General features: G+C 41.8%; 13 protein-coding genes and 1 pseudogene. 2 read left to right on the top strand and 12 right to left on the bottom strand.

Annotated elements, in window-relative coordinates; all coding sequences use genetic code 11:
* Positions 1 to 202 precede the first annotated feature (202 nt).
* A pseudogene (locus tag INP83_RS21225) lies at positions 203 to 568 on the bottom strand (GTP-binding protein).
* Positions 569 to 591: 23 nt separating this feature from the next.
* Here INP83_RS21225 and INP83_RS21220 point away from each other — a divergent pair.
* Complete coding sequence (locus INP83_RS21220) at positions 592 to 714, top strand: hypothetical protein (RefSeq protein ID WP_255563141.1); 123 nt, start codon at positions 592 to 594, stop codon at positions 712 to 714.
* Here INP83_RS21220 and INP83_RS21405 read toward each other — a convergent pair.
* The 3 genes from INP83_RS21405 to INP83_RS12450 form a co-directional block, all read right to left on the bottom strand.
* Positions 680 to 1,039 (bottom strand): GTP-binding protein, encoded by a 360-nt coding sequence (locus INP83_RS21405; protein WP_219124404.1) that lies wholly within the window; start codon positions 1,037 to 1,039, stop codon positions 680 to 682. The two genes, INP83_RS21220 and INP83_RS21405, sit on opposite strands and share 35 nt — an antisense overlap.
* A gap of 240 nt (positions 1,040 to 1,279) precedes the next feature.
* A complete protein-coding gene (locus INP83_RS12455; RefSeq protein WP_219124402.1) occupies positions 1,280 to 2,014 on the bottom strand; it encodes a LytTR family DNA-binding domain-containing protein in 735 nt (244 codons plus the stop codon).
* Between the two features lie 547 nt (positions 2,015 to 2,561).
* Positions 2,562 to 2,714, bottom strand: coding sequence for a hypothetical protein (locus INP83_RS12450; protein WP_219124400.1), 153 nt, complete (start codon positions 2,712 to 2,714; stop codon positions 2,562 to 2,564).
* 106 nt (positions 2,715 to 2,820) lie between these two features.
* On the opposite strand from INP83_RS12450, the gene INP83_RS12445 reads away from it, so the two are divergent.
* On the top strand, positions 2,821 to 3,885 hold the full coding sequence (locus INP83_RS12445; protein ID WP_219124398.1) for a sensor histidine kinase: 1,065 nt from the start codon (positions 2,821 to 2,823) through the stop codon (positions 3,883 to 3,885).
* Here INP83_RS12445 and INP83_RS12440 read toward each other — a convergent pair.
* The 8 genes from INP83_RS12440 to INP83_RS12405 form a co-directional block, all read right to left on the bottom strand.
* Positions 3,833 to 6,919, bottom strand: coding sequence for a lantibiotic dehydratase (locus tag INP83_RS12440; protein ID WP_219124396.1), 3,087 nt, complete (start codon positions 6,917 to 6,919; stop codon positions 3,833 to 3,835). The two genes, INP83_RS12445 and INP83_RS12440, sit on opposite strands and share 53 nt — an antisense overlap.
* A gap of 221 nt (positions 6,920 to 7,140) precedes the next feature.
* The gene (locus tag INP83_RS12435; RefSeq protein ID WP_219124394.1) at positions 7,141 to 9,687 is read right to left on the bottom strand and encodes an outer membrane beta-barrel family protein; all 2,547 of its coding nucleotides are present in this window, start codon (positions 9,685 to 9,687) and stop codon (positions 7,141 to 7,143) included.
* Positions 9,688 to 9,988: 301 nt separating this feature from the next.
* Positions 9,989 to 10,093, bottom strand: a complete 105-nt coding sequence (locus INP83_RS21400) for a glycosyltransferase (protein WP_370630619.1) — start codon at positions 10,091 to 10,093, stop codon at positions 9,989 to 9,991.
* Between the two features lie 157 nt (positions 10,094 to 10,250).
* On the bottom strand, positions 10,251 to 12,767 hold the full coding sequence (locus INP83_RS12425; RefSeq protein ID WP_219124393.1) for a M1 family metallopeptidase: 2,517 nt from the start codon (positions 12,765 to 12,767) through the stop codon (positions 10,251 to 10,253).
* A 94-nt stretch (positions 12,768 to 12,861) separates the two neighbouring features.
* Positions 12,862 to 13,764 (bottom strand): DUF6734 family protein, encoded by a 903-nt coding sequence (locus INP83_RS12420; RefSeq protein ID WP_219124392.1) that lies wholly within the window; start codon positions 13,762 to 13,764, stop codon positions 12,862 to 12,864.
* Between the two features lie 73 nt (positions 13,765 to 13,837).
* Positions 13,838 to 15,439 (bottom strand): condensation domain-containing protein, encoded by a 1,602-nt coding sequence (locus INP83_RS12415; protein WP_219124391.1) that lies wholly within the window; start codon positions 15,437 to 15,439, stop codon positions 13,838 to 13,840.
* A 61-nt stretch (positions 15,440 to 15,500) separates the two neighbouring features.
* On the bottom strand, positions 15,501 to 17,156 hold the full coding sequence (locus INP83_RS12410; protein ID WP_219124390.1) for a cyclic peptide export ABC transporter: 1,656 nt from the start codon (positions 17,154 to 17,156) through the stop codon (positions 15,501 to 15,503).
* Between the two features lie 18 nt (positions 17,157 to 17,174).
* Positions 17,175 to 23,081 carry a type I polyketide synthase gene (locus INP83_RS12405; RefSeq protein WP_219124389.1) on the bottom strand — a complete coding sequence of 1,969 codons (5,907 nt, stop codon included), beginning with the start codon at positions 23,079 to 23,081 and terminating at the stop codon, positions 17,175 to 17,177.
* Positions 23,082 to 23,105 lie beyond the last annotated feature (24 nt).

Raw genomic sequence — 23,105 nt, 5'->3', positions numbered from 1 at the left:
TCGGCAAATGATTTTAATTCAGCGAATCATAGGATTATGTATTCCTATGATTCGCTGAAATATTCTGATTTATGCGTAATCGCTTATCAAATCATCAATGGTACCTATTGAGCTTTTAAGTATGATCTTAAATCCAAGTTGTTGATTTTATGCCTTTCGACTGATATGTACGTTCTCGATACTTTTCATCCAATGGTTTTGCTTACAGCAGGCTTTCGAAAGGATTTTGGAATAATCTATTTTGCTTAAAGTCCAATATTTCTGAATCAGAAAGTAAACAACTGTTTAATTCTTGAATCATTTCCGCTTCATTCAAGTTTTGACCGATAAATACAATTTCATTTACACCATCCTCCCATTGAGTCGACCATCTTGATTCTATTTCAACTTGATTCTCCATAAAGTCGCTAAATGTAGCACGTTTCTTATAAGGCATTGATGCCCACCAACTCCCGCTGATTCCAGTCTTAAGGATCCCCCAGCTTGCGAAAAGTTAATCGCCTCATTTGGAGATGAAGCGAGCCAAAAATAATCCCTTTGCCCTATTTACATTTTGCGGATAGTGCACATTTAAATAATCCCAAAAACGATATGGATGAAACGGGACAACGCTGCGGAAAACAAAAAGAAGCTATTCCAAATCCTTTGCTTTCTGATGTATGTATACCATTTAATTCTCTTATCCAGCCTGCCGAAGATGATGATGTAGGGTAATCAAAAGCCCTGTATTTAATATTGACACATTATCGATACATCCGAAGCTGGTTCGATAAATTTTCGCCGCTGGTTTTAATTGTTTGAGCAAACTTTCAATAAATTCCACGTCAGCAGATGTGACCAAATCTGTTTTGTTTAAAATAATGACATCTGCAAATTCGATCTGTTCAGTTAATAGATTAACAATCGTCCGACTATCATTTTGATCCTCGGTAAGATCTCGATTAAGCAACTTTTCGAGACTAGCGTAATCCAGAAAAAAATTAAAAGCGTCGACGACAGTAACCAATGTATCCAAACGAGCGCAATTGCCAAACGCCATACCTGATTGTCATCAATAAAATCAAAAGTTTGAGCAACTGGGAGCGATTAAGAAATCCCTGAACTTTCAATAAGTATATAGTCGTATTTATATTTGTTTTGATTGTGCCAGTTGACTTCGTTGTTCAGTATCCTGTAGGCAATGTTTAATTTTCCTTCGGATGTCACGCCAGCCGGTCGATAACGCTAATTTGTTATTAATACAATTTAAGACTCTGGAAATTAGCGCGGCCAAAAGTCACTAACCCCGTTTTGTTTTGATAACTTTTTTGTTAAGGTTATCATAAAACTCATCTCGATAGGCTTTGCCGAGTGTTAGGATCAAATGTTCGTCCATAAAAATGTTATTACCACCGACCGCCTTGATCTTGTCGCGATTAACTATAAACGATTTGTGAACCCTGATAAACCTGTCTTGCGGTAATTGTGAACTTATTTCGCCCATAGTAAGATAAGTCATGTGGTTCTTGTCGTCGTCCATGTGAATAATTACATAGTTCAACGCTGCCTCGATGTAGGTAATACTATCGTAATTCACTCTGACAAGCTTACCCTTAACCTCGCTTTTGATATAAAAGTAATCATCATTAGATGCAAGGACGTTACTAGCGTTAGCTGTACTCTTTATAGCCTTATACCGATTGATGCATTTCAAAAAACGCTCGTAAGTAATCGGCTTTAGCAAGTAGTCGAACCCTTGCTTATCGTAGGCCTCAAGCGAAAAATTAGGATAAGCAGTGGTAAATATCACTGTCGAATACATATTAATTAATCCCGCAAATTCGATACCTGAAATTTGGGGCATATCGATATCCACAAACGTAAGGTCTGGCGCTTGTTGTGAATTGATGACTTCCAGGGCCGATAAAGGCTTATCTGTACTGCCTAATAATTCGAGACCAGGGGTATTTAAGATAATATCGGTCAGAGATTCGATGGCATGATATTCATCATCAACAATGTAACAGGTCAACATGGTGGTAATCGTATAAATTTATAATTTGGCTATAGCATCAATCCACAGTTGTTGCAGTTGTTAGGTATGATGCTAACCAAATTTAAAATTTAAACCCATTCAATACAACTCATAAGGTGAGAATATTGTGTTTTAACAAATAAATACCAATAAGGTAACATAACAATGTGCAAAAATTAACTGATGCCCATTTGCACTAACTAAAGATCGCTGAATATTAGGATAGTTGATGCTGTTGGTACTGATTTGTCACAGGGTGGTTTACCAATTTTGAGCGTGACATTTTTTCAAACAGCTTGGAGTCTTGAAATGGCTCGCGCTGTCCTTGAAATTTTCTTTTAAAGACCTGTTTTTACGGTTTATAATTATTTATGTATTATATTCATTTTATGGTAGTTGTTGTTACAGATATTGTAGTAGTATTGTAGTCATATGCAAAAAAGCCCGAAGCAGAAGAAGCTTTTTTAAAGGTGAAAAGGCTCTTCGATTTTAAATTATAAGTGTTTTTATTACGAGTTTTAATAAAAGGCTGTTTATAGGTTTATAATTATTTAAGCATTACACTTATTTTAGTAGTGGTTGTTACAGATATTGTAGTTGTGTCATATCCGTAGGCAGAAGAATCCGAAGAGGAAGCCTTTTTAAAAGTAAAAAGGTTTTTTGCTTTAAAATCGTAAGTGTTTTTGTTTAAAGTTTTCATTGCTTTTTTTTAATAAATTTAAGAGCGGGCACGATGGTATCAAAATCTATTACTTCAACAACGTTATGCTGTAGATGAACGACAAGTTTTTTTATAATCTTCTACTATGCAAATCTATAGATTTCTGACTTCTGGAAAACTTTACCTACACATAGCGGTTTGGGTAATCTTTATTGCTTACGAACTGTCGTACTTATCCATGGTAGCCAGGTTGGGCAAATGGTATGATTATGCTATACACTATGCTCTCAATATCGGGCTGGTTTACCTCAACACCTATTTTCTTAATTATGTACGTCCAAAGCGATATCGTATTATCAAAATGACAATCATTATAGCTGCGGAAATATCGGCCTACATAATTATACACTTCATTATCGTGCATTTTTTTTCCAGGTTTGATGACGATCTGAAAAAGGATATGCTGCACATCAGGCTAACTATTATCCAGGAGTTTTACAGGGCTTTATATTTCACCGGTATAAGCCTGGCTTACTGGTTTTCGCTATCGTTAAGCGAACAAAAGAAAATGGTGGACGAATTAAATACGGAAAAATTGCTCCAGGAGAAAATACAGGCAGAGTTGGAAAAAAATCTGATGAAAGCGAAAACGGCTTATTTGCAATCGCAGCTTAATCCGCATTTACTTTTTAACACTTTAAATTTTATTTACAACTCTGTACGGAAAATATCGGAAGATAATGCCTATGCAATACTGCTTTTAGCCGAAATAATGCGTTACTCATTATCTGACATAGGCGAAGACGGAAAGGTAAGCCTGAAAAAGGAAATTGATCATATTTATAACCTTGTGAAGCTTAACCAGCTGCGGTTTAATAAGGAATTAAATCTTAAAATGCGGGTAAACGGCGATTTCGATGACGAAAAAATCATCCCCCTTTTATTGCTCACGTTTATTGAGAATATCTACAAACATGGCGACCTTACCGATCCGGATATGCCTGCGATAGTCACCATCAGGTGCGATGATAACCAACTTTACATGCATTACCGTAATAAGAAACGCAAGTATAACGTTAACAAGGGTTGGGGCATCGGTATAGAAAACGCCAAAACAAGGCTGGACATTTATTACCCGCAAAAGCACAATATTTCAATTAACGATTCAGAAACGGAGTATCAGCTTGAGATAAATCTGACGTTGGCATAGGCGGCCGTTTCAAGTTATTTTTTTGCTTACGCGCAAGCGCGGCTTTCTCATATTTAAATAACAGGAAGTATATAATGTATTCCTGCCTGCGTGAGTCTTCAACAAAAATCCGGTTCAGGTGCATGTGGACGATATCTGCCAGCCATTTCAGTTTCAAATCGGATCGCTCCGCCCATATAACGGCAAGCAGTTGCTGGATGGAACCAACGAGACTTGTATTCGCCACGCCATAGCAAAGCAGGTTCAGATCATCGCCCGGAGTGTGCAACAAATCGTCGAGCCTTTTGCGGAACGAACGGAACTTAGTATCAAGGCGGTGTTTCTGGCTTTCCTCAATTTTAAACTCCTTCGAAAAATTATCGCATACCTGGCTTAGAAAGGCAATCAGTTCATCACCATCTAAATTAAAAACACGAATAATGTTCTGTGTACTGATGAAGGCGAAAATATCATAATCCAGATCAAGCCCATCAATAAGCGTTTGATTGAGGTAATCGCAAACATACTGGCTGCTGTGATAAAATATATCCTCAAAATACTCTATCAGGCCGGCACTATAGCGTTCAATTTCGCGCTCATAAATGCTAACCTGGTAGTTACTCATGGCGTTAACGCCAACAAGTTGGTTTAACACCTTAGTGATCTGTGCAAAAATTGCACCCTCATTATTCCCATTGCATTTAACTCGCAGACGTAAGTGAAAATCCGGATCGAGATACCGCACAAAAAACCACTGATTAATTTTTTCCTCGTCAAGCAAAGCGTTTATAACAGGTAATAAATGCTCTACAATAATTTCGTTGGCCCTTGCGGTATGGCAGTAGAGTTTAAAATATAACCACTCGCCTCCTGGCATCATATTGCGGCTTTTTACCGGTGTTTCAGTTATACTGGTGGTTAAAGGCTGATAAATCTGATCCCAATGATACAGCGATGCCACAAATTGACTTATATAGGGCTTTCCCTCGGTGTCTTTAACAATAGCACCATCGGTATCGGGCATTAAAAACTCGCGCACAACAAAGGAATTTTCGGCTTTTACGGTCTCGATAAAGAAAAATACGTCCTCGTTAATGTTCAGGTCAAAAACAAGCTGATGATCGTGTACGGTGAGTGCTACAACATCCGGAAGGTTGTAAACCGATCTGAACTTGTTGAAATTTTTCAGACACTCGGTTTTTGATGCGGTATTTATAAAACTGAGCTCGTTTTTTTTAAGGTGCCATTCCGCTAACGCAATTATTACACTTTTATACTCAATTCTTGGATAATAAGTAAGGCCCGGAAAAAGCTCACTCAAATCCAGCTGCCAGTTTGAGCTGATTTGATCGTACTGAACATCGCATAAAAAACGGAATACCGTAAGGTTGTTGCGGTTATGATTAAAAGCAGAACTCAACCGTGGTATGACCCGCTTTTTATGCTTTTTTGATTGCAGAATTAGCTGGCCACTATTCACGGAAACCCAAAGATCGTCCAAATGGATCTGTGAATCGTCTTCAACTACCGAACTGGTTAGTACCGGAATTTCGTGACTATAAATATTTAAGCGACTGTTGATATTGGCGGTGTGGTAATTACAAATATGTGCAATATCTGCAAACAGCACATCGCTGTTATAGCGCTGTTCCGCCTGTGCTATTTGGCGCGCCAGGTCGGCAATTTTTGCATTAAAACGGGTGAAACGACCTATCAGCGCAGTTCCGGTAACACTACCAGCGCTTTCAATTATCAGCCGGTCATTTACTATTCTGAATATGAGCGATGTGGTGGGCGGCAAATTCACCTCCTCAGAATTGTTGGTTAATTTGTTCAGATCATCGTCGGTAATGTTAATCACCAAAGTGCTCATAGATCCTAGCTGTCCTTTTTCAAGAAAAAAACTATGCAGCTCAGACCATGTCCCACGTTTTTGCTGACTGACGTTTTCTTGCCATACTATATCATCGAGCAACGTTTTATCCCGGCCGGATTCGGCAAGGTCATCATAACCAACACCAGTTTCCGGATCAAGACAGTAGAGCAACGGAACTACCTGTGCATCAAACTTTTTCCTGAAAGCTTTGACAAAACTCGATAATCTGGTATTTGGCTGGTTAACAGACGAAAGCCTGATTAAACACTTCAGCCCCTCTTCAAGTTTAACCTGGTACTCATCGCTCAAACTGTTTGCAACGGTATTTCGTTCAAGGTTTACATAATAGTCGTGGGTATTGTCTACAACATTTTTGAGGAGCAGATCGTTCCCTGTTGGTTCGTTTAGAGATGTGATGAAGCCCGATCCCTGTTCAATATTCACGCAGGCCGTACCATCAAGTAAACCCTGATCTTTCAAATAATCTTCGTATGCGCTGCCGGTAATATTAGGCATCTGGTTATTTAACAAAACCTGCAAATCAATCAGACGGCCAATGATGTTCTTGGCATAATCCGGTTCTATGTCTTCATTATCCGATATGAAATTAACAATTTTATCAAAGCTCCGCTTAACCTGGCAATGGCTTATAATTTGCTCTAAAAACAAATTTGCTTCGATAGCGCAAATGGAGAAATTGAAACACTTTTCATCTTCGTTGGCAACGCGGGTAAGATAACGGTACACCTCGCCAACCTTATACATGGAGTGATTGATAACGTAAGTGCATTTTTCCTGATCGTAAAGAGAGATATGGTCTGTAACCTGTATTATCTTTTTAAAGTCGTATTTAAAATGAACTTTCCGGTCCTCGAGAACAATCTTATCCTGCCTGTCCCATTCGAGAACGGAAAATGACGAAAACAAACCAAACGGTGTAGGGCGATGACTCATCCGGTTGACATACTTGATGAGTGTACCTTTCTCCTTCTTCGTTAGCAAATCATAGTCAAACCCTTTCTTTTCTAATTCCCGGTAAAATGTTTTACTTGCCAGGAAAATGGCGTTTTTAAAAAAAGGAAGTTTTAGATGATCTTTAACCTGCATTACCGAATAACCGTTAAAAGGCATAGCAGGATTACGTACAACCAAACTTGGAAAAAAGCGATAAGATGTCATAGTACCACAATTTAAGCTATTGGAATATATGCGTTAACTATCTTAGTTAAAGGTACCTTTAATTAGTTATTAAGCAAACTAAAATAAGAGCACTTAAACAAAAGTTCGCTCACAATTGTTTCAACCTGCTGAAAAATTAAAAAAAAAAGGCAGCTCCAAAATTGTAACAATTTTGTGCCACCTTAAATAAGCAACTATTTCTTATAAGTTTAAATCACCGTTTAATTACCGGGAAGCGAACTTGGTACTATTTTGATATCGTTGTTATCAATGCCTTTTTTATTCCTTTTGATAGAGCCGTCCTTAAGTTTCCCAAACTTGTAGTTAACGCCGATATTAAACCTGCGGTAAACAATCTGGTTGGTTGTCATCTGCACAAAACGCGGGTCGACAGTTTTGTTATCATAGCTCAGGTAACGCTGATACGGGTTACTAATTGAACCTGAAATATTAAAATTTTTAGTGATATTTTTTGATAAGCTTATAGACGAGTAATAGTAAGGGCTACTGGTTCCCTGAAGCGTTATAGCAGGGCTAAAGTACATGAAGTTGAAACCTGAGCGCCAATCATGGCCAAATTTGTAACCTACATAAACATTGGCATTACCAACAAACGCACTGCGGCTATAAAGTGCCGAGTCAACCGCACCTGTTAACCATACGCGGCTTAACTGTCCGTTTAAATTTATATTTACGCGGTTACCTATTTGCCAATTTGCGTTAACATCGGCTTCGAGGTTTTTATTTTTGCCAAGATTTTCAAAAGTGCTACGGGTTACGCCGTCATCGCCAAGATGGCTGATGTATTGAATACTGTTGTTTGAAAAGGTATAGCTCAAGCCAAAATTAATTGAATACGCTTTGTAAACGCCGTAACTCAGGTTGATTATATGGTTTAACTCAGCCTTGAGATTAGGATTACCAACGGTGATAAACAAGGGGTTCTGCCGGTCTACGAATGGGTTAAGCTGTGTAATGCCCGGGCGCAGAATACGCTCAGTATAGCCGAAGTTGATACTTGATGAGCCGGAAATTTTATTTTGGACCGAGAATGAAGGGATAAAGTTATCATAATTTGGAATTTTAGCAGGTGAGTTTGAAAAATCAGCGTTTACGTTGGTACGCTCACCCCTCAAGCCTAATTGAAACGTCCATTTCTTTAAATTAAGCAAATAGGAGTTGTAAATAGCATAGATGTTTTGCTGGTAGGTGAATTGATTGCTTGCACCGGGATTAAGAATAAATATCCCCAAAACTGAGTCACGATCTGATACCTCGTAATCGCTGAAGTTTTTTCGCAGGATGGCTTTAACACCAAAATCAATCGTTAATTTTCGTACGGGGTGCGTATAGTCGGCCTGGATGGTATGCTCGTTAACGCCTGAATTATTGGCTTGGTTGTAATCAGGACTGTTGTAGTTGACCGCGTTAAAAGTAGTGAGCGCATTAAAAAGGTTGTTACTATTATGGCTGAATTTGTAGGACAATATCAGCAGCTGAGCTTTAGAACGCTTAAAACCCAGCTGGTAGTCTAATCCCAGATCATAACCTTCGCCACGGCCGCGGCCATCATTCCTTAAATCGTACGACTGATTGGCAGCGTTTATCGACTGGAAGATGCTTGCGCCGGCTTCTTTATGGTTATGGTTATGGTTGTAGCCCATACTGGCGGTAAACAGGTTCAGCGAATCAGCCTCGAAACTAAGTTGCGTTGAAACATATTCCAGATTGCTGTGCGTTTGGGCAGAACCATGCTGCGATACCCTGGTTACGGGGTCGACAAAACCATTCTGGGTGATGGAAAAATTGGTTTGAGGGGTGTTATACTCCGATGCACCGCCATAAGCGCTTAATCCGAACTTACCCGATTTATAGCTTATTGCGCCATTTCCGCGCGGGCCATTTGGATACTTGTAGCTAACCCCGACGTTGCCGTTATAGCCATCATTGGTTTTTTTAATGGTGATGATATTGATGATACCGGCCAGACCTTCGCTGCTGTATTTGGCTGGCGGAGTGGTAATTACCTCGATCCTGAGGATATTACTGGCAGACATGCTGCGAAAAACATCCTTGGGGTTACTGGCTACCAGCGACGATTCCTTACCGTCAATCAAAATTTTGTAGCTCGAACTACCTTTTAACTTTACGTTATCATCTGCATCAACAGAAAGCAACGGCACCTTGCGCAGCATATCCATTACACTGTTGATTTTACTTTCAGGATCAGACTGAACGTTATAACTCAAACGGTCTACCTGCTGACGTACCAGCGGCACACTTGCCGACACTGTAACTTCATTAAGCTGATGCTTATCTGCCCGCAGGTAAATTGCCGGGATATCAACAGCGCTGTTCCCCGGATCTATTGACATACTAAAAGGCTGATAACCTACCAAACGCACCCTCAAGATCAGCTCGATATTCTCTACCGTTATGTGATAGCGGCCGCTGGTATCGGTGCTCGCCTGGGCAATTATCTTATTATCGGCGCGTCGCATAATTTCAACCGTGGCAAAACCGATGGGCGATTTGTTTTGGGCATCCAAAACCGCTCCGGCAATAATGCGCGACTCACCTTTTAATAACCGTACGGGATTAGGCAACCTACGGCACGCCATCCTCGCTCTATCTTTACCGTATGCAACATCGCCTGCAAGCAATGTCAAACTAACAATGAGACCTGTGCAGATGTATCTGCGACATAAGGTATTCAGCTCATTGATAGTAAATACCCCGGAGACCTTTTTTTGTGTTATGTTCTTCATTGTGCAATGTTTTATCATTGTTTAAAAGTACAACGCTTTAACAAAGCCCTAAAATAAATTACATCAACACCTGCATTTCCTATGTAAACGATACAGGGCTAACGCAGAACTAAACGCTGCATCAGCCCTATAAAATTATTAGCACGGAACAAGCTTAAGCTCGGCAGGCTGCATTAAGAGCACGTTTATGTCAAGCAATTCCTCTGCCAGGAAGTTGTCAAGGAACACTTTGATTGCTGGCGCACCGGACTTAATATAAAAACGCACACAGTTTTCATACCTCTCGTTATGGCGCTGCTTCTTATCCTTTGCGTGTCAAATTTTCCGAAAAGTTTTGCACTACCAACTCCGTTTCATCTGTGGAACCATCGTCGCAAACGATGACCTCAAAAAGTTCATGCGAGATGTTTGCTGTGCCAACGATTGCAACGTGTACGATAATAAATCGCTGCGGTTATAAGTCGGGATGATCACCGAAAGCTGAAATTTTTCAATACTGTTCATAACACGGTGCTTTATGGTCAAAAAATACTTTGTTTAAGTATTTATTAGTGCATTACAAATCAATTATCTGCTTTTGCACTTCTAACTTCATCAATTGATTTATTGATGAAGTTGATCTGCGCAATCAGTTGTTCTTTAACTAATCCCTTCTCGCTATCGGCCATTATCTGTTTTTTTCTGATCAATTCGTCAAGCCATTTGATGGCATATTTATCAACACCAAATTTTTTGAATTCAATAGCCAGCAATTTGATCTTATCGATATTTGAAAAGACCAACGAGCTGTTGTTAACCCTGGAGAGGAGAATAGTACAGCCCTTTGCAATATCAAACCTTGTGTCAAGGCTGCTTTCGTCAAATACTTTGGTCACAAATTCAAGTTGCTCTTCATTGCCATAAGAAAAATACGTACGCACGATAGCCATTGTTAATTCACCTTTATTATCTGCTTCCAGTGGTTTTGCAAGTTTAATTGCCCTGGCCGGGTCAAGATCGGCGAGCGCTAACAACGCCGCGCCTTTTATGGCGTAGGAGTTACTGTTAAGCGCCTTTACAAAAACCGCATAGTTTGCTTTATCCTTTAAAGACGATATTTTTCGGATAGCTCCGGCTTTTACAAACGGAGTATTATCATGTAAGATCACATTTCTTAAAGCCACTTCAGCCTCCGGCTTTAGTAAAGTCTTGGTCAGATCGAGTTTCATGATAACCATAGCCCGCAGCTCGGCGTTCCTGTCGGTAAGTGCGCTCAGCATAAGTTCTTTGGCACCGGTGCTATCCTGCATAGCGCTTAATTTGTCGATGGCATCGGCCCTGTCGGCAAGCTTTATGCCCTCGTTATACTGGGCTATATACTGCTTAAGCGTTTTATGGTCATTTAAATCAGCCAGCAGCACCCTGTCGCCGTCAACATTCACCAACTCGGGTTCTGCGGCTAAATTGAATTCGAGCGAATCGGCTTTGCTGTTCATCCATAGGTTAAAGCGCTTACGTTGTTTATTTAGATATACATCAACATGCAGCGGAAATTTAAATGCCTCGCCTTCCTGCGTTTGTTTTAATATAACTTTTTGCTTTTTAGCGGCCTGATCCCATTTATAGGTGATATCTAAAACCGGGTGGCCGGGCCTGTTATACCATTGATTGAAAAACCAGTCAAGTTTTTGAGCCGAGGCCTGTTCAAACGCCCGCTGAAGGTCAAGAGCCGAGGCCGAATTATATGCGTGTTTAAGCAGGTAGATATTTAAACCTTTAAAAAAAATCTTATCAGTTAAGTAATTACGGAGCATGGCCAAAACACAGGCACCTTTTTGATACGAAACCTCATCAAAAACCTCCTGCGAGTTTTTATAGCTTGTTCGCACAAGAGCTTTTTTGGTTACGTTATCGCCCCCGAGGTAAATTTTACTATCCTTGAACAATTCGGCCTCACCACACTCACGGCCATATTTATGCTCGGCCCATAAAGATTCTGCCCACGTCGCCAAAGATTCATTTACAGTGACATTGTTCCAGTCTTTACAAGTAACCAGGTCGCCAAACCATTGGTGAAATAACTCGTGAGCAATGGTGCTTTCGCGATCATCGTAACCCTCATCCTTAATTTCGGCGCTTGTTTTTTGTGCAAATTCACCTATCAGTGTGGCAGTTGTATTTTCCATAGCACCCGATGTGTAATTGCGTACCACAACCTGGCTATATTTGTTCCACGGAAACGGCACCCCAAGCACTTTGCTGTAATAAGCAATCATCTCCGGTGTTTTACTAAACAAACTGCGCGCATAAGGCGAGTATTTTTTCTCCATGTAATAGCTAATCTCTGGCTTGGTATCTTTTTCCCTGTATACATCAAACTCTCCTACGGCCATCATAAATAGATACGGCGAATGCGGTTTTGACATTTTCCAGGTGTCGGTACGCATGTTACCAGGTGCGGCTACTTTGCTGATCAGCGCACCGTTTGACAAGGTGGTGTACCTGGCCGGAACTGTAATGGAAATTTGCGCGGTTGTTTTTTGATCGGGCCTGTCAATAGTTGGGAACCAGATCGATGACGCTTCAGGTTCACCCTGCGTCCAGATTTCAACCGGCGTGTTTTTTTCCTCACCGCGTGTGTTGATAAAATATAGGCCCTTTGTTTCTGAGATTCGCCTTTGCTGCGGCAGCTTCAATTCGTCAGGCTTCGCGACATACTTAATGTGCAGCCTATAAAGCTCATTTAATGCCAGCTTTTTGCCTAAAGCTATCCGGATTTTGCTGCCATCATATTTGTACTGAAGCGTCAGTTTTTTATTGGCCTTAAGTAGCATTACCGAAACAATATCCATCCCCTTAGCATCTATAAATGCCGAGTCTGTGCGACGAAGCGCTTTCAGGGTAATCCATTCGGCTCCGATTAAGTAATGTTTCTGAAAATCGAACTTTACCTCAAGCTTTGTATCAACTAAGGTACTGGTTAGCTCTGCAGGTGCCGTGTTTAAGTTATCAGCAGGATTACCACATGCAATGGCAAGCTTTGTAAAACTCAAGACAAACATCACAGCCAATGGCTTGCGAAAAAATCTTATATTTTTCATATTCATAGTGGTTTAGTAATTGGCATTAATGGGTATTAGAATCTGTGTTAAAGTAGGTTAGTGTCCTGATTGAGCCTGGGCTGTTAAGCAGCCGTTAAGCAAAAACGGCGGTCATGTCCATTATCATTTCATAATAGGCCGGGTGGTTTTCTTTTAATTTGTAAGCCACTTCGCGGCAATACATAATCTTTTTCTTATTACAACCAAACAAATGAATGTAAGGAACGCCTGCAGGGGCTTTTCTAAAGTTTGCCAAACTGTTAATTTCGTCGTTCACATTTTTTTCTCCGATGGTACTGGTAAAAAGGTGTACCGGTTTATGATGCTCATTTGCCATGCACAGAAAAAGCACCTGCTCATAAATGGTATTGAACGGCCCGATTGAAATACGATTTAAATAATCGATATTATCATTTACAAACTGTATGGCGCGCTCAGAATATTTCCGGATAAATTCAACATCACAGCCACCAAAAAGCCCCGTATTAAAGGCATTGATGGCCGGATTGTTTTTACGGTAGTTGATAAGGGTTTCCGGTAGATAAGGGATGTGTTCGTCAACCATCTTCATTACCTTTACATAATAGCTGTGTCCTTTTTCCAGGTGCTGGGCAATTAACCCACTCCTTAGTAACGCCGGTTCAAAGGGTTTCCAAATATAGATATCGCCGTCTATGTGCAAAAACGGCTCTTCCTGAATATTGTAGCTATAAAGCTTGCCAAGCGCCCATAAATCGGGATGATAATCATTTATGTTATCAAGCACTACGGTAACTTTAGTATAGGGCAGGTTAAGCTGATCAATAAGCAGTTTTTTTCCTGCTTCGTCAGTTACCAGCTCCACATCTTTGTAAAACCGGCGGAGTTGCAAACAACTAAGCGCCCAACTCATGTGATGATATTTATCATCATACCAGCCTCCGTGTAACCTTGACTCCCATCCGTTGAGTAAGGCAACAGCCTGAGGCTTTGACCAAAACGACTGTACAATTTTCATGAAATTATTGCTTTAAGGATTTTTATGATAATTAATAGTAGCGGGCACTGGTTACATCTCGCCGACACGACCTTCAGGATTTTAAAAGAACAAGCAGCTCTTTGAACATCGCCTCGATATTTCGCGCAGAAAACTCCCTGGATTTGTATTCTATGTAAAATTCGATGGCATCGGTGTATTCAGTTACGGCGCAGCGTAAATCAAAGTGTGCGCCGTGCTGTAATACAGAATGTTCCGGAACAAATGGCTTAACGAGATGATCTTCTTTAATAAAATTGATGTGATAAGGTGCCAGAATATTCAGCGGGATATCCAGATCGCTCATTATCTTTTCATGCGGATAGAAGCGGTGGTGGGCGAATTCGGTTATTTGCTTATTAACCAACTCCACCATCTCAAACAGCGTTTTATCGGCCTTAATATCCACACACAAAATAATCTCGCCCACTAACCATCCCACTATGGTTTGAAATTGCTCAAAAATGCGGGTTGTGTAAGGAATGTAGATTCGCAGGCTTTTATCTTTCTTAATTTTGTAAAACAGGATCGACATTAACGTTACGAGCAGCGTAAAACTGCTGACATTATATTGGGCAGCGATTTTTTTCAGCACTGCGAACTCGTTGCCGTTAAGTAGTGTTTTATAAGCGGCCCCGGGCTCAACAATCAGGTTAACAATTAGCCCGTAAGCTTTGCTGATTGGCAGCAAAAGGTTTTCCGTTTTTAACCGTTCCTGCAAATCAGCTTCCAACTGTTTTTTATAGGAAACCTCGCCACCTATCCTGATCCCACTTTCAATAAGACTTTTGAGAATTTTTTCGCGATAGAAATTTTTGGACTTTTTTCCTTTTTCGCTGTTCAAAAAATCATTGACCCATTTTGCATATTCCTTGTACTGAATAGCCACATCAGTCAGCGGGTTAGGCTCATCATTCAGATATGCTTCATAAAGTGTTTCCAGTTCAGAGCGCAGAATGTTTAACGTTGTTTCGTCTGAAATAACATGATGCAGGGTAAATAGCAGGTAATAAACACCTTCCTGGTAATGCACAATGTTTATGGTAACCAGTGATTGCTTTTCAAAGTTGAACGGATGTTTGGACAAGTCAGCAATTAGATTTTGCAGCGCCGATTCACGGCCGGCATCCTTCACCATGTTCACGTATTTTATCCTGCTATTATCAAAGGCGTCATGATTTATCACTTGTTTAAAAACGCCATCGTTGTCAATAAATGTTGTTCTTAAGCTCTCGTGCCTGTCGAATATCGTTTCAAAAACTTTTTCTATAACCTGTCTGTCAAAATGTTCGAAACGTATTTTCAGAGTAAGATTAAAGCCATAATCGCCGATAAACAGGAATCGGAGATATTCTTTCTCCTGTTGATGCATAACTGGGAAAGCCCTGGTTCCCTCGGCCCAAACTATTTCATTCAGTGATTTTTCATCAAACCACTCATTATATTCCGGGTTGAACAGGTCTGGCTCATTTCCCTGCTGCAAAACTTCAATAATTTCGGTCTTGTAATCACGGATCTGCTTTAATAGCTCCTGCGGAACTTTAACACCTTTTTTTGACGATATTTTTAACTGATCGTCAGAATAAAAGACTCTGATTCCGCCCTCCCTGATGGATTTGATAATCCCGACAACCTCATTTAATTTAGCAGCTTGCATAATTCTATTTATTAAGTTTTTCAGCGATAAGATGATAGGTAGTACTGCGTGTGCAGCTCGCTTAGTTTGAATGCCCGGCGCCCACAAGCACCGGCACTGTTATTTTGCCGTAATCAAATTTTATAACGCGGTCTGCGCAATGGAAGTAGGCATCGTCGTGCGTAACGGCAACAATGGTTTTACCGGCAGCCTTTATCTCGCTGATGATAACCTCGTAAAAGTAGGCGCGGAAAGATGGGTCCTGTTCAGCGGCCCATTCATCCAGCACAAGGATATCGCGGTCTTCCATCAGGGCATATATCATGGCCACACGCTTCTGCTGACCTTTGGAAAGTTTGTGATCTATCTTATTATTACCATCGCCAAACCTGATCACGTTATTCAGCTGCATTTTATCGATATAATATTGCAGGGATGGATTTTCATCGTTTAAATTATGTTCGTCGTAATTTTCGTTGAATAAATAGTTATTGGTAAAAATTGCCGAAATTTTGTTACTGTAATAAGGATAATTTAGCGGTTGAACTGGTATGTTATTGAACTGTAAACAACCGCTTATTGGTTTGTACAAACCGGTAAGCAAATTGATGAAAGTACTTTTTCCGCTTCCGTTTCCACCTACTATAAAAAGCACCTCGCCCCTGTTAATTTGCAGGTTTATCGGACCGACAGTAAACAACGGTTGTTGTTTTTCATCCACGTACTGGTAAACTACGTTATCAAAAACCAGGTCGTTAAGTGGCTCATTGATATCATAAGCTTCATCATAAGCAACCCTGGTTTTTATTTTCGCGCTGATATCAACCTCATATTTATTAAGTCGCTCTAGCGCTATTTTAACCCGCGTGTAAAAGGGAACGGTAGTAATAATGGTTGCAACCGGACCGATAAGATATAATATGGTAATAATGAAAGTTGAGGTTTGGTTGATATTGAGATTTACCACCATTGGTAAAATATACATAATAAGCCCGAGTACAATATACCAACTGTAACTTCCCAGCAACTCATTATTGAGGTATTTGACTGACGTAATAACCCCCAGATCGCGCTCGGCAATTTTATTATTGATCAGGTAATTATCAAATAAGTTTTCGTTGCGTTTAATACCCAGTTTAAGCTCTTTAAAACCATTCAGCAGATCATTTAGGTACTTGTAGTAATTATTTTGCAAGTCCCTTAGTTCGTTGAGCTGCCCTTCTATGCGTTTATTACGGCGCAGATAGATAATCAGCAGGCCCAACATCATAGTTAACACAAAGCAGCCGCCCAGCAACGATACGTAAAACATGTAACCAAGGCAACATATAGCTGTAATCATGGCATTAAATACATTGATAAATGTTTCCGGGATTCGGCTAAGCACCCTGGTATCGCCAATAGCTGTGTAAATTGTTTCGACACCTAATTTTTCAAACGACTCATATTCGGCATACCTCAGTTTTTCAAGGACACCGGTTTCGAATTTGAACAGTACCTGACTGGATAGTTTTACGATATACGTTTGAAAAATCTTGCTGCATATAAAAGACAGGCTTATTATCAGAAAATAGGTGGCCAGATTATATTTAGCACTAGTGAAAAGGGAATGTTTGGTAATTGAGTTGTTGATAAGGATCAATAAGCCGCTATACATAATACTGTTTACTGCGCCTAATAAAATAAGCATACAATAAAAGGTTGTTGATTTGCTTTTAAAAACCTGATAAATATTCACGACAATAAATTTTAGGGTTTAACATTTGTTTTGCTCAGCAAGCACTGCGTCGCCGGCATTAATTGCCAAGTGAAGCGCATCGGCCAGTTTGTCGATAGACGAGTTGGTGTAAATAAGAACGGGATCTATTTTTACCGACAGCCTGATTTGAATTTGCCTTATAAGCCCAATAACCATAAGCGAATCCAAACCAGAGTCGAACATATTTTTTGAAACATCATGATCGGCTATATCCATAACCATTTCCAGCGATCGCTGAAGTTGTACTGTTAAATAAGCTATATGGTCCGTTTCGGTTCCGTCTTCTCCATTAGCGAGCGCATTGGAGATGGCTGGTTGATCTGGGGTAAACGAATTAAGCAAAGAGGTGGCCGAACCGATAACCTCCTTGAGTTTTTCGTAATCGATATCCGCGACAATGAGATGGCTGATATTGTGGAACAGCATATACTCCAGCGCTGCAAATACCTGTCCCGTGTTGATCAGCCGCAGGCCTATCTTATTGAGCACATTGGTATCAAAAACATCGGTCTTGTTGACAACCATGCCTACTTCTGCAACCGGGCCAAGGTTTATGGTGGTACAAGGCAATCCATTTCTGCGGCGATAATGGCTAAATCCATCAAGAAAAGCATTGGCTGCCACATAACTTCCCAACCTCGCCGAACCTATTGCCGTAGATACCGACGACAGGCAGATAAAAAACTGAAGCGGCAGGTGTTTGGTTAACTGATGCAGATTCAGCGTTCCGGCTATTTTCGGCAGCAGTACTTCATTTGTCTCTTCTGGCCGCTGCTCAACGAAGGCCTTACTTACCACCCTACCCGCTGCATGGATAATACCGCCTAAAGGGCGTTCCATCCCGGCAAGCAGCAGTTCCATTTCGGGCAGCGAGGCTACGTCGGCTTTGCTTACTTTAACGTGCGCGCCCGTACGTATCAGCTTATTATAATCATCAAAGTTGCTCAGATAGCCGCTTTTGCTGACCAGCAGCAGGTGCCGGGCGCCCCGTTTTACCAGGAAATTTGCGAGCTGCAGACCTAAGCCGCCCATACCACCGGTTACTAAATATACTTTATTCGGGTCGCACTTAATAGTGGCGATGGTTTCGCTATCAATCAAGTGTGGGGTTAAGCGCTCAGATAAGCGTTTGCCTTCCTGATAAACCACGGTATCTTCAGCATCTGGCGAGGCAATTTCTGCGAAAAGGTTTTCTATGTCGCCATCGGTATTTCCAATCCGGATGTTTTTAAAATTAGTAAGCGGAAATTCAGAGGCCAGCGTACGCGTTAGCTTCCATAAAGCCGCTTCATGCGGCTGTTTATCCGGTGTAGGTTGGTTGTCATCGTTGCGGAATACAAAGTAAAAACGCGGCACTTTAATATCTTCCTGTTTGATGGCTTTTAACAGCCCTGTGATATTATGAATGTCATTGGCCGGGAGCTGCGCATCGGTCAGAAAATCATTCGCGTTAGCTGATTGGTAAAAGAACAGCGCCCCGTTTACTTTTGATCTATTTTGCTGCAAAGCGGCCGCGTAATTTTCAACCTCAGTTTCGGCGGCTGTGGTGATAATGTGCAGGTAACGAATGTCGTTTTGTTTAAACCAGCTGATCAAACGTGTCACTTCGTAATAATTTTGCGAAAACAACAACCAGAACTGCCCCTTTACGGGCAACTGTTGGCTTAAATCATTCTGCGGTGCTAATTGTACGTTATGCAGAATGCTGCGCCCATTTATTGCGCTTTGCAGGCTGTTTCCGATGGCTTGTGTTTCCTGTTGTTGCCCATTGTTAAGCCAGTAACGTTTGCGCTGAAACGGATATTCCGGTAAATCAGCCTGATGCCCGGATACGCGGACGGCAGAGGCCCAATTAACAGGGAAGCCTTTGCCATACAATACCGCCAAACCTTCGTACATACTTCCATAACTGTGCTTGTCACGTTTAAGAGAAGGGATAAAAGTGATATCTGTTTCGCGCGCGTTTTCCAGCACAGCTGCTTGTAGTACGTTATGCGGTCCAATTTCCACAAAAGTGGTGACACCGCAGGCAATAAGAGCTTTAATTGCCGATTCAAACCTTACCGCCATTTTCATATTATTAGCCCAATACCCAGGCGTAAAACTATCGGTATAACGTTCTCCCGTTACAGTGGAGTAAAATGGGACAGAGCAGGTAAGCGGTTCGGTGTGGTTGTAAGTATGTCCCTCTAATTCTGCCGCAAATGGTTCCATCAATGGACTATGGAAGGCATAACGGTCTGAAAAAGCGCGGTAAGAGATATTTTGAATATCAAGGTATCGGCAAAATTCGGCCAATGGTTCTGTTCCGCCCGATACCATATAGCTTGTCGGGCTATTATTGGCAGATATAAAAACACTGTTTTTCAGGCCGGAGCCAACCAGCGCATAATGGATATTTTCTATAGTATCGTTAATCAACACCATCGCCCCAAGTCCGCAGCTTTTTTGCATCAGACGGCCACGGTTGCATATGATGGTTATTGCATTTTCAAGCGTAATGCCGCCGGCTATGCAGGCAGCTGCAACTTCGCCCATGCTGTGGCCTACTACGGCTGCGGGTTCAAGCCCCCACTGCTGCCATAAACGGGCCAGCGCAAATTGCATTGCGAATATCACGGGCTGCATACATTCGGTACTGTCCTTATCAAAACTCGCGGAGTTTGTAAGCGCGTCTGCAATGGATTTGCCGGCTGGGGCGATACGGCGGTAAATATTATCGCAGTTTTGAATATTTTCCCTGAAATAACGATTGGAATTGTAAAGTTCCCTGGCCATACCAAACCATTGGTTTCCCTGACCAGAAAACACAAATGCAACTTTTGACGATTTAGTTCTTGTAGTAGCTGTAACAGCTAAGTTAGACAGCTTTGCCAACAGATCTTTTTTGCTTTCAAATGCAACGGCGGTACGGAAACGGTGCTGTGTTCTAACCTTGATTGAACTGCTTACCAGGTTATTTAGCTTTATTCGGTCTTTTAATATGTTTTGCCGCACTGATTTTGTAAGCTGTGCCAAAGCAGCCGGCGAATGTGCGGAAAGCGGCAGAATACTCCAGGCAGCGTTGTTGTCATCGGCATCTGTTTGATTTACTTTGTTCCAGTTTACATTTTTACCATTTAAATATAGTTTGGCTATATTTTCCAGTAGCGACCGGTGATCATCCTCTTTACGTTCCAGCGTGCCGGTAACAAATTGTTTACTATCTGTTTCAGCAAGGATTTCCTCAACAGCTCTTGTTAAGATAGGATGGGCGCTCAGTTCAACCCATTGGTAGGCCCCTCTTTTTGTAAGCGCTACAACCGACTGATAAAATTTAACCGGCTGCCTTACATTATCTGCCCAATAGCCTGCAGTAAATTGTTGATGATCCAGGTATGAAGCTGCCACTGTAGACATTAACGGAATAGTTCCGGGCAGTGGACTGATATCTTGGAGTGTATTGATCAAATCATCGGTTATTTCATCCATTTGGTAGCAATGCGATGCCACCTCAACGTTAACCAATTTGACATAACGGTTTTTTTGAACCTCCGCCACAAACCCTTGTACAGCCGATGGATCGCCGGCTATAATATTGTTGCGGTAGCTATTGTAACCCGCAACGGTTACAGACGCCCCATATGGCTCAATCGCCCGCTCCAACTCGTCGGCAGTCATTTCAACAACAGCCATTTTACCGCGACCTTCAAGTTGGGTTAAAAGACTGCTGCGGGTGTATATTGTTTTAACTGCGTCATTAAGTGTTAGAATTCCGGCGATATATGCAGCCGATACCTCGCCCATACTATGCCCCATTACCCCATCGGCTTCAATACCCCACTCAGATAATAATGCAGCAAGTGAAACCTGTACAGCAAATATCGCCGGCTGGATAACAAACTGCTTCATTTCGGCGGTGTTTCGCTCATTTTGCGAATTAAGCAAATACTCGTGAAGTGACCACCCGGCCAGTGGGACAAACAATTTGTCGATCTCTTTTATTTTATGCGCGAAAACCGGCTCATGCAGCAGCAAGCTCTTAGCCATTCCCATCCATTGCGATCCTTGTCCGGAACAAATAAACACTACCGGTAAATTACCCATCGCAGCAGGCGCTTGCTGCTTTTCCCCATCAGCAGTATCGAGATACTCACGGAGTTGTTTGGCAAGACCAGCCACAGAATTGGCAACAAACACCGCCCTAGTCGCCGCATTAAGGTCATGATCAATTTCCTGCACGATTTTCGACAACTCAACACCGCCATCATTTGCGATCTCATCAAGCAAAACACTAATCTGTTGTTTTAACTGGCAGCTGGAATCAGCCGAAAACGGCAGGGCGTAAAAACGTGGAGGCACTGCTTCGGCAACGACTACATGGCAGTTTGTACCACCAAAACCAAAAGAACTCACACCAGCAAGAGCAGCATTGCCGTCTTCCGGCCAAGTCATGAGGCGCTGAGGTACTTTGAGGTGAAACTGATCAAAATCAATATTTGGATTTGGTGCCTCAAAATTCAAATTCGGGGGTATTTGTTTATGCTGAACTGACAGAATAACCTTGATCAGGCCTGCAATACCCGCCGCACCTTCGAGATGGCCGATATTGGTTTTTACTGAACCAAGCACCAAACAATTTTCACTGCTCCTGTCAGAACACAAAATATTACCAATGGCTTTTGCCTCAATAGGATCGCCAAGGATGGTACCTGTTCCGTGTGCTTCTACGTAATGAACATGGTTAATATCAACACCGGCGTTATGATAAGCATCTTCCAGCATTTTTTCCTGCGCCCGCGGATTGGGGGCGGTAAGGCCATTGCTAAAGCCGTCGTTATTAACGGCGCTACCCAGCAACTGGGCGTAAATCCTGTCGCCGTCGGCCAAAGCCTTTGATAGCGGTTTCAATACCAACACTCCTGCGCCCTCGCCTCTTACATACCCGTTGGCTCTTGCGTCGAAAGCTTTCGACTGTCCGTCTGGTGCCATTGCACCGAATTTGGTCATACCGATGGTCGTATCTGGAGCGATGATCAGGTTAACCCCGCCAGCAAAAGCAATGGAACATTCATTGCTTCGTAAACTTTGCATAGCCAGGTGTACGCTTACCAGTGATGAAGAACACGCCGTATCAACAGCCAGGCTCGGACCCTCTAAACCAAGAAAATACGACACTCTGTTAGGAATCACACTATGGTGCATCCCGGTCGCGGTGTGCTGTTCAATATTTTCAACACCTTCACGGCTGTTCAGTATCAGGTAATCGTTCCAGATGGCACTGTAGAAAACCCCTGTGTCGCTGCCCTTCAAATCTGTTGGATTAGTGCCCGCATCCTCCACGGCTTCCCAAGTTAGCTCCAGCATTAGTCTTTGCTGCGGATCCATCTGATTGGCTTCCCTGGGCGAAATACCAAAAAACTCCGGATCAAATTTATCTACCTGTTCAATAAAACCGCCCCATTTGGTGTTCATCTTTCCTTTTATGAGCGGGTTTTCATCAAGATATTCGTCTATATTCCAGCGATCAGACGGCACTTCGCGTATACCACTCAAGCCGTTTTTCAACATATCCCAGTACGCGTTTTTATCATTAGCGCCCGGAAACCTGCAGGCAATACCTACAACTGCAACCGGTTCGTGATAATTGGTGTTAGCGGCATTGGTACGTTTTTCCCGTTTAACGCCTTGCGGATTTACTATATAGGCCGCCAGTTCAGCTATGGTTGGATAGTCCCAAACGAGTGTTTGTTCCAACGATTGTCCCAGCCATTCAGATAATTTTTGGGTTAAAAGCAGCGCGGATCTCGACTCAAGACCGTAATCTTTAAAACGCACGTTAATATCAACCTGGCCTGGCACGCCATTTAAAATAGCAGATAAATGCTGCTGAAGCCACGCAACTATTTCTTGCTCGGTTTTCATAAACTTTAATAAAAATCGGTAAGT

It is taken from the genome of Mucilaginibacter sp. 21P, assembly GCF_019331605.1.
In the GTDB taxonomy this organism is placed as follows: domain Bacteria; phylum Bacteroidota; class Bacteroidia; order Sphingobacteriales; family Sphingobacteriaceae; genus Mucilaginibacter; species Mucilaginibacter achroorhodeus.
Note: the sequence above shows the minus strand (reverse complement) of the source record. Positions and strands in the feature narration are given on the sequence as shown.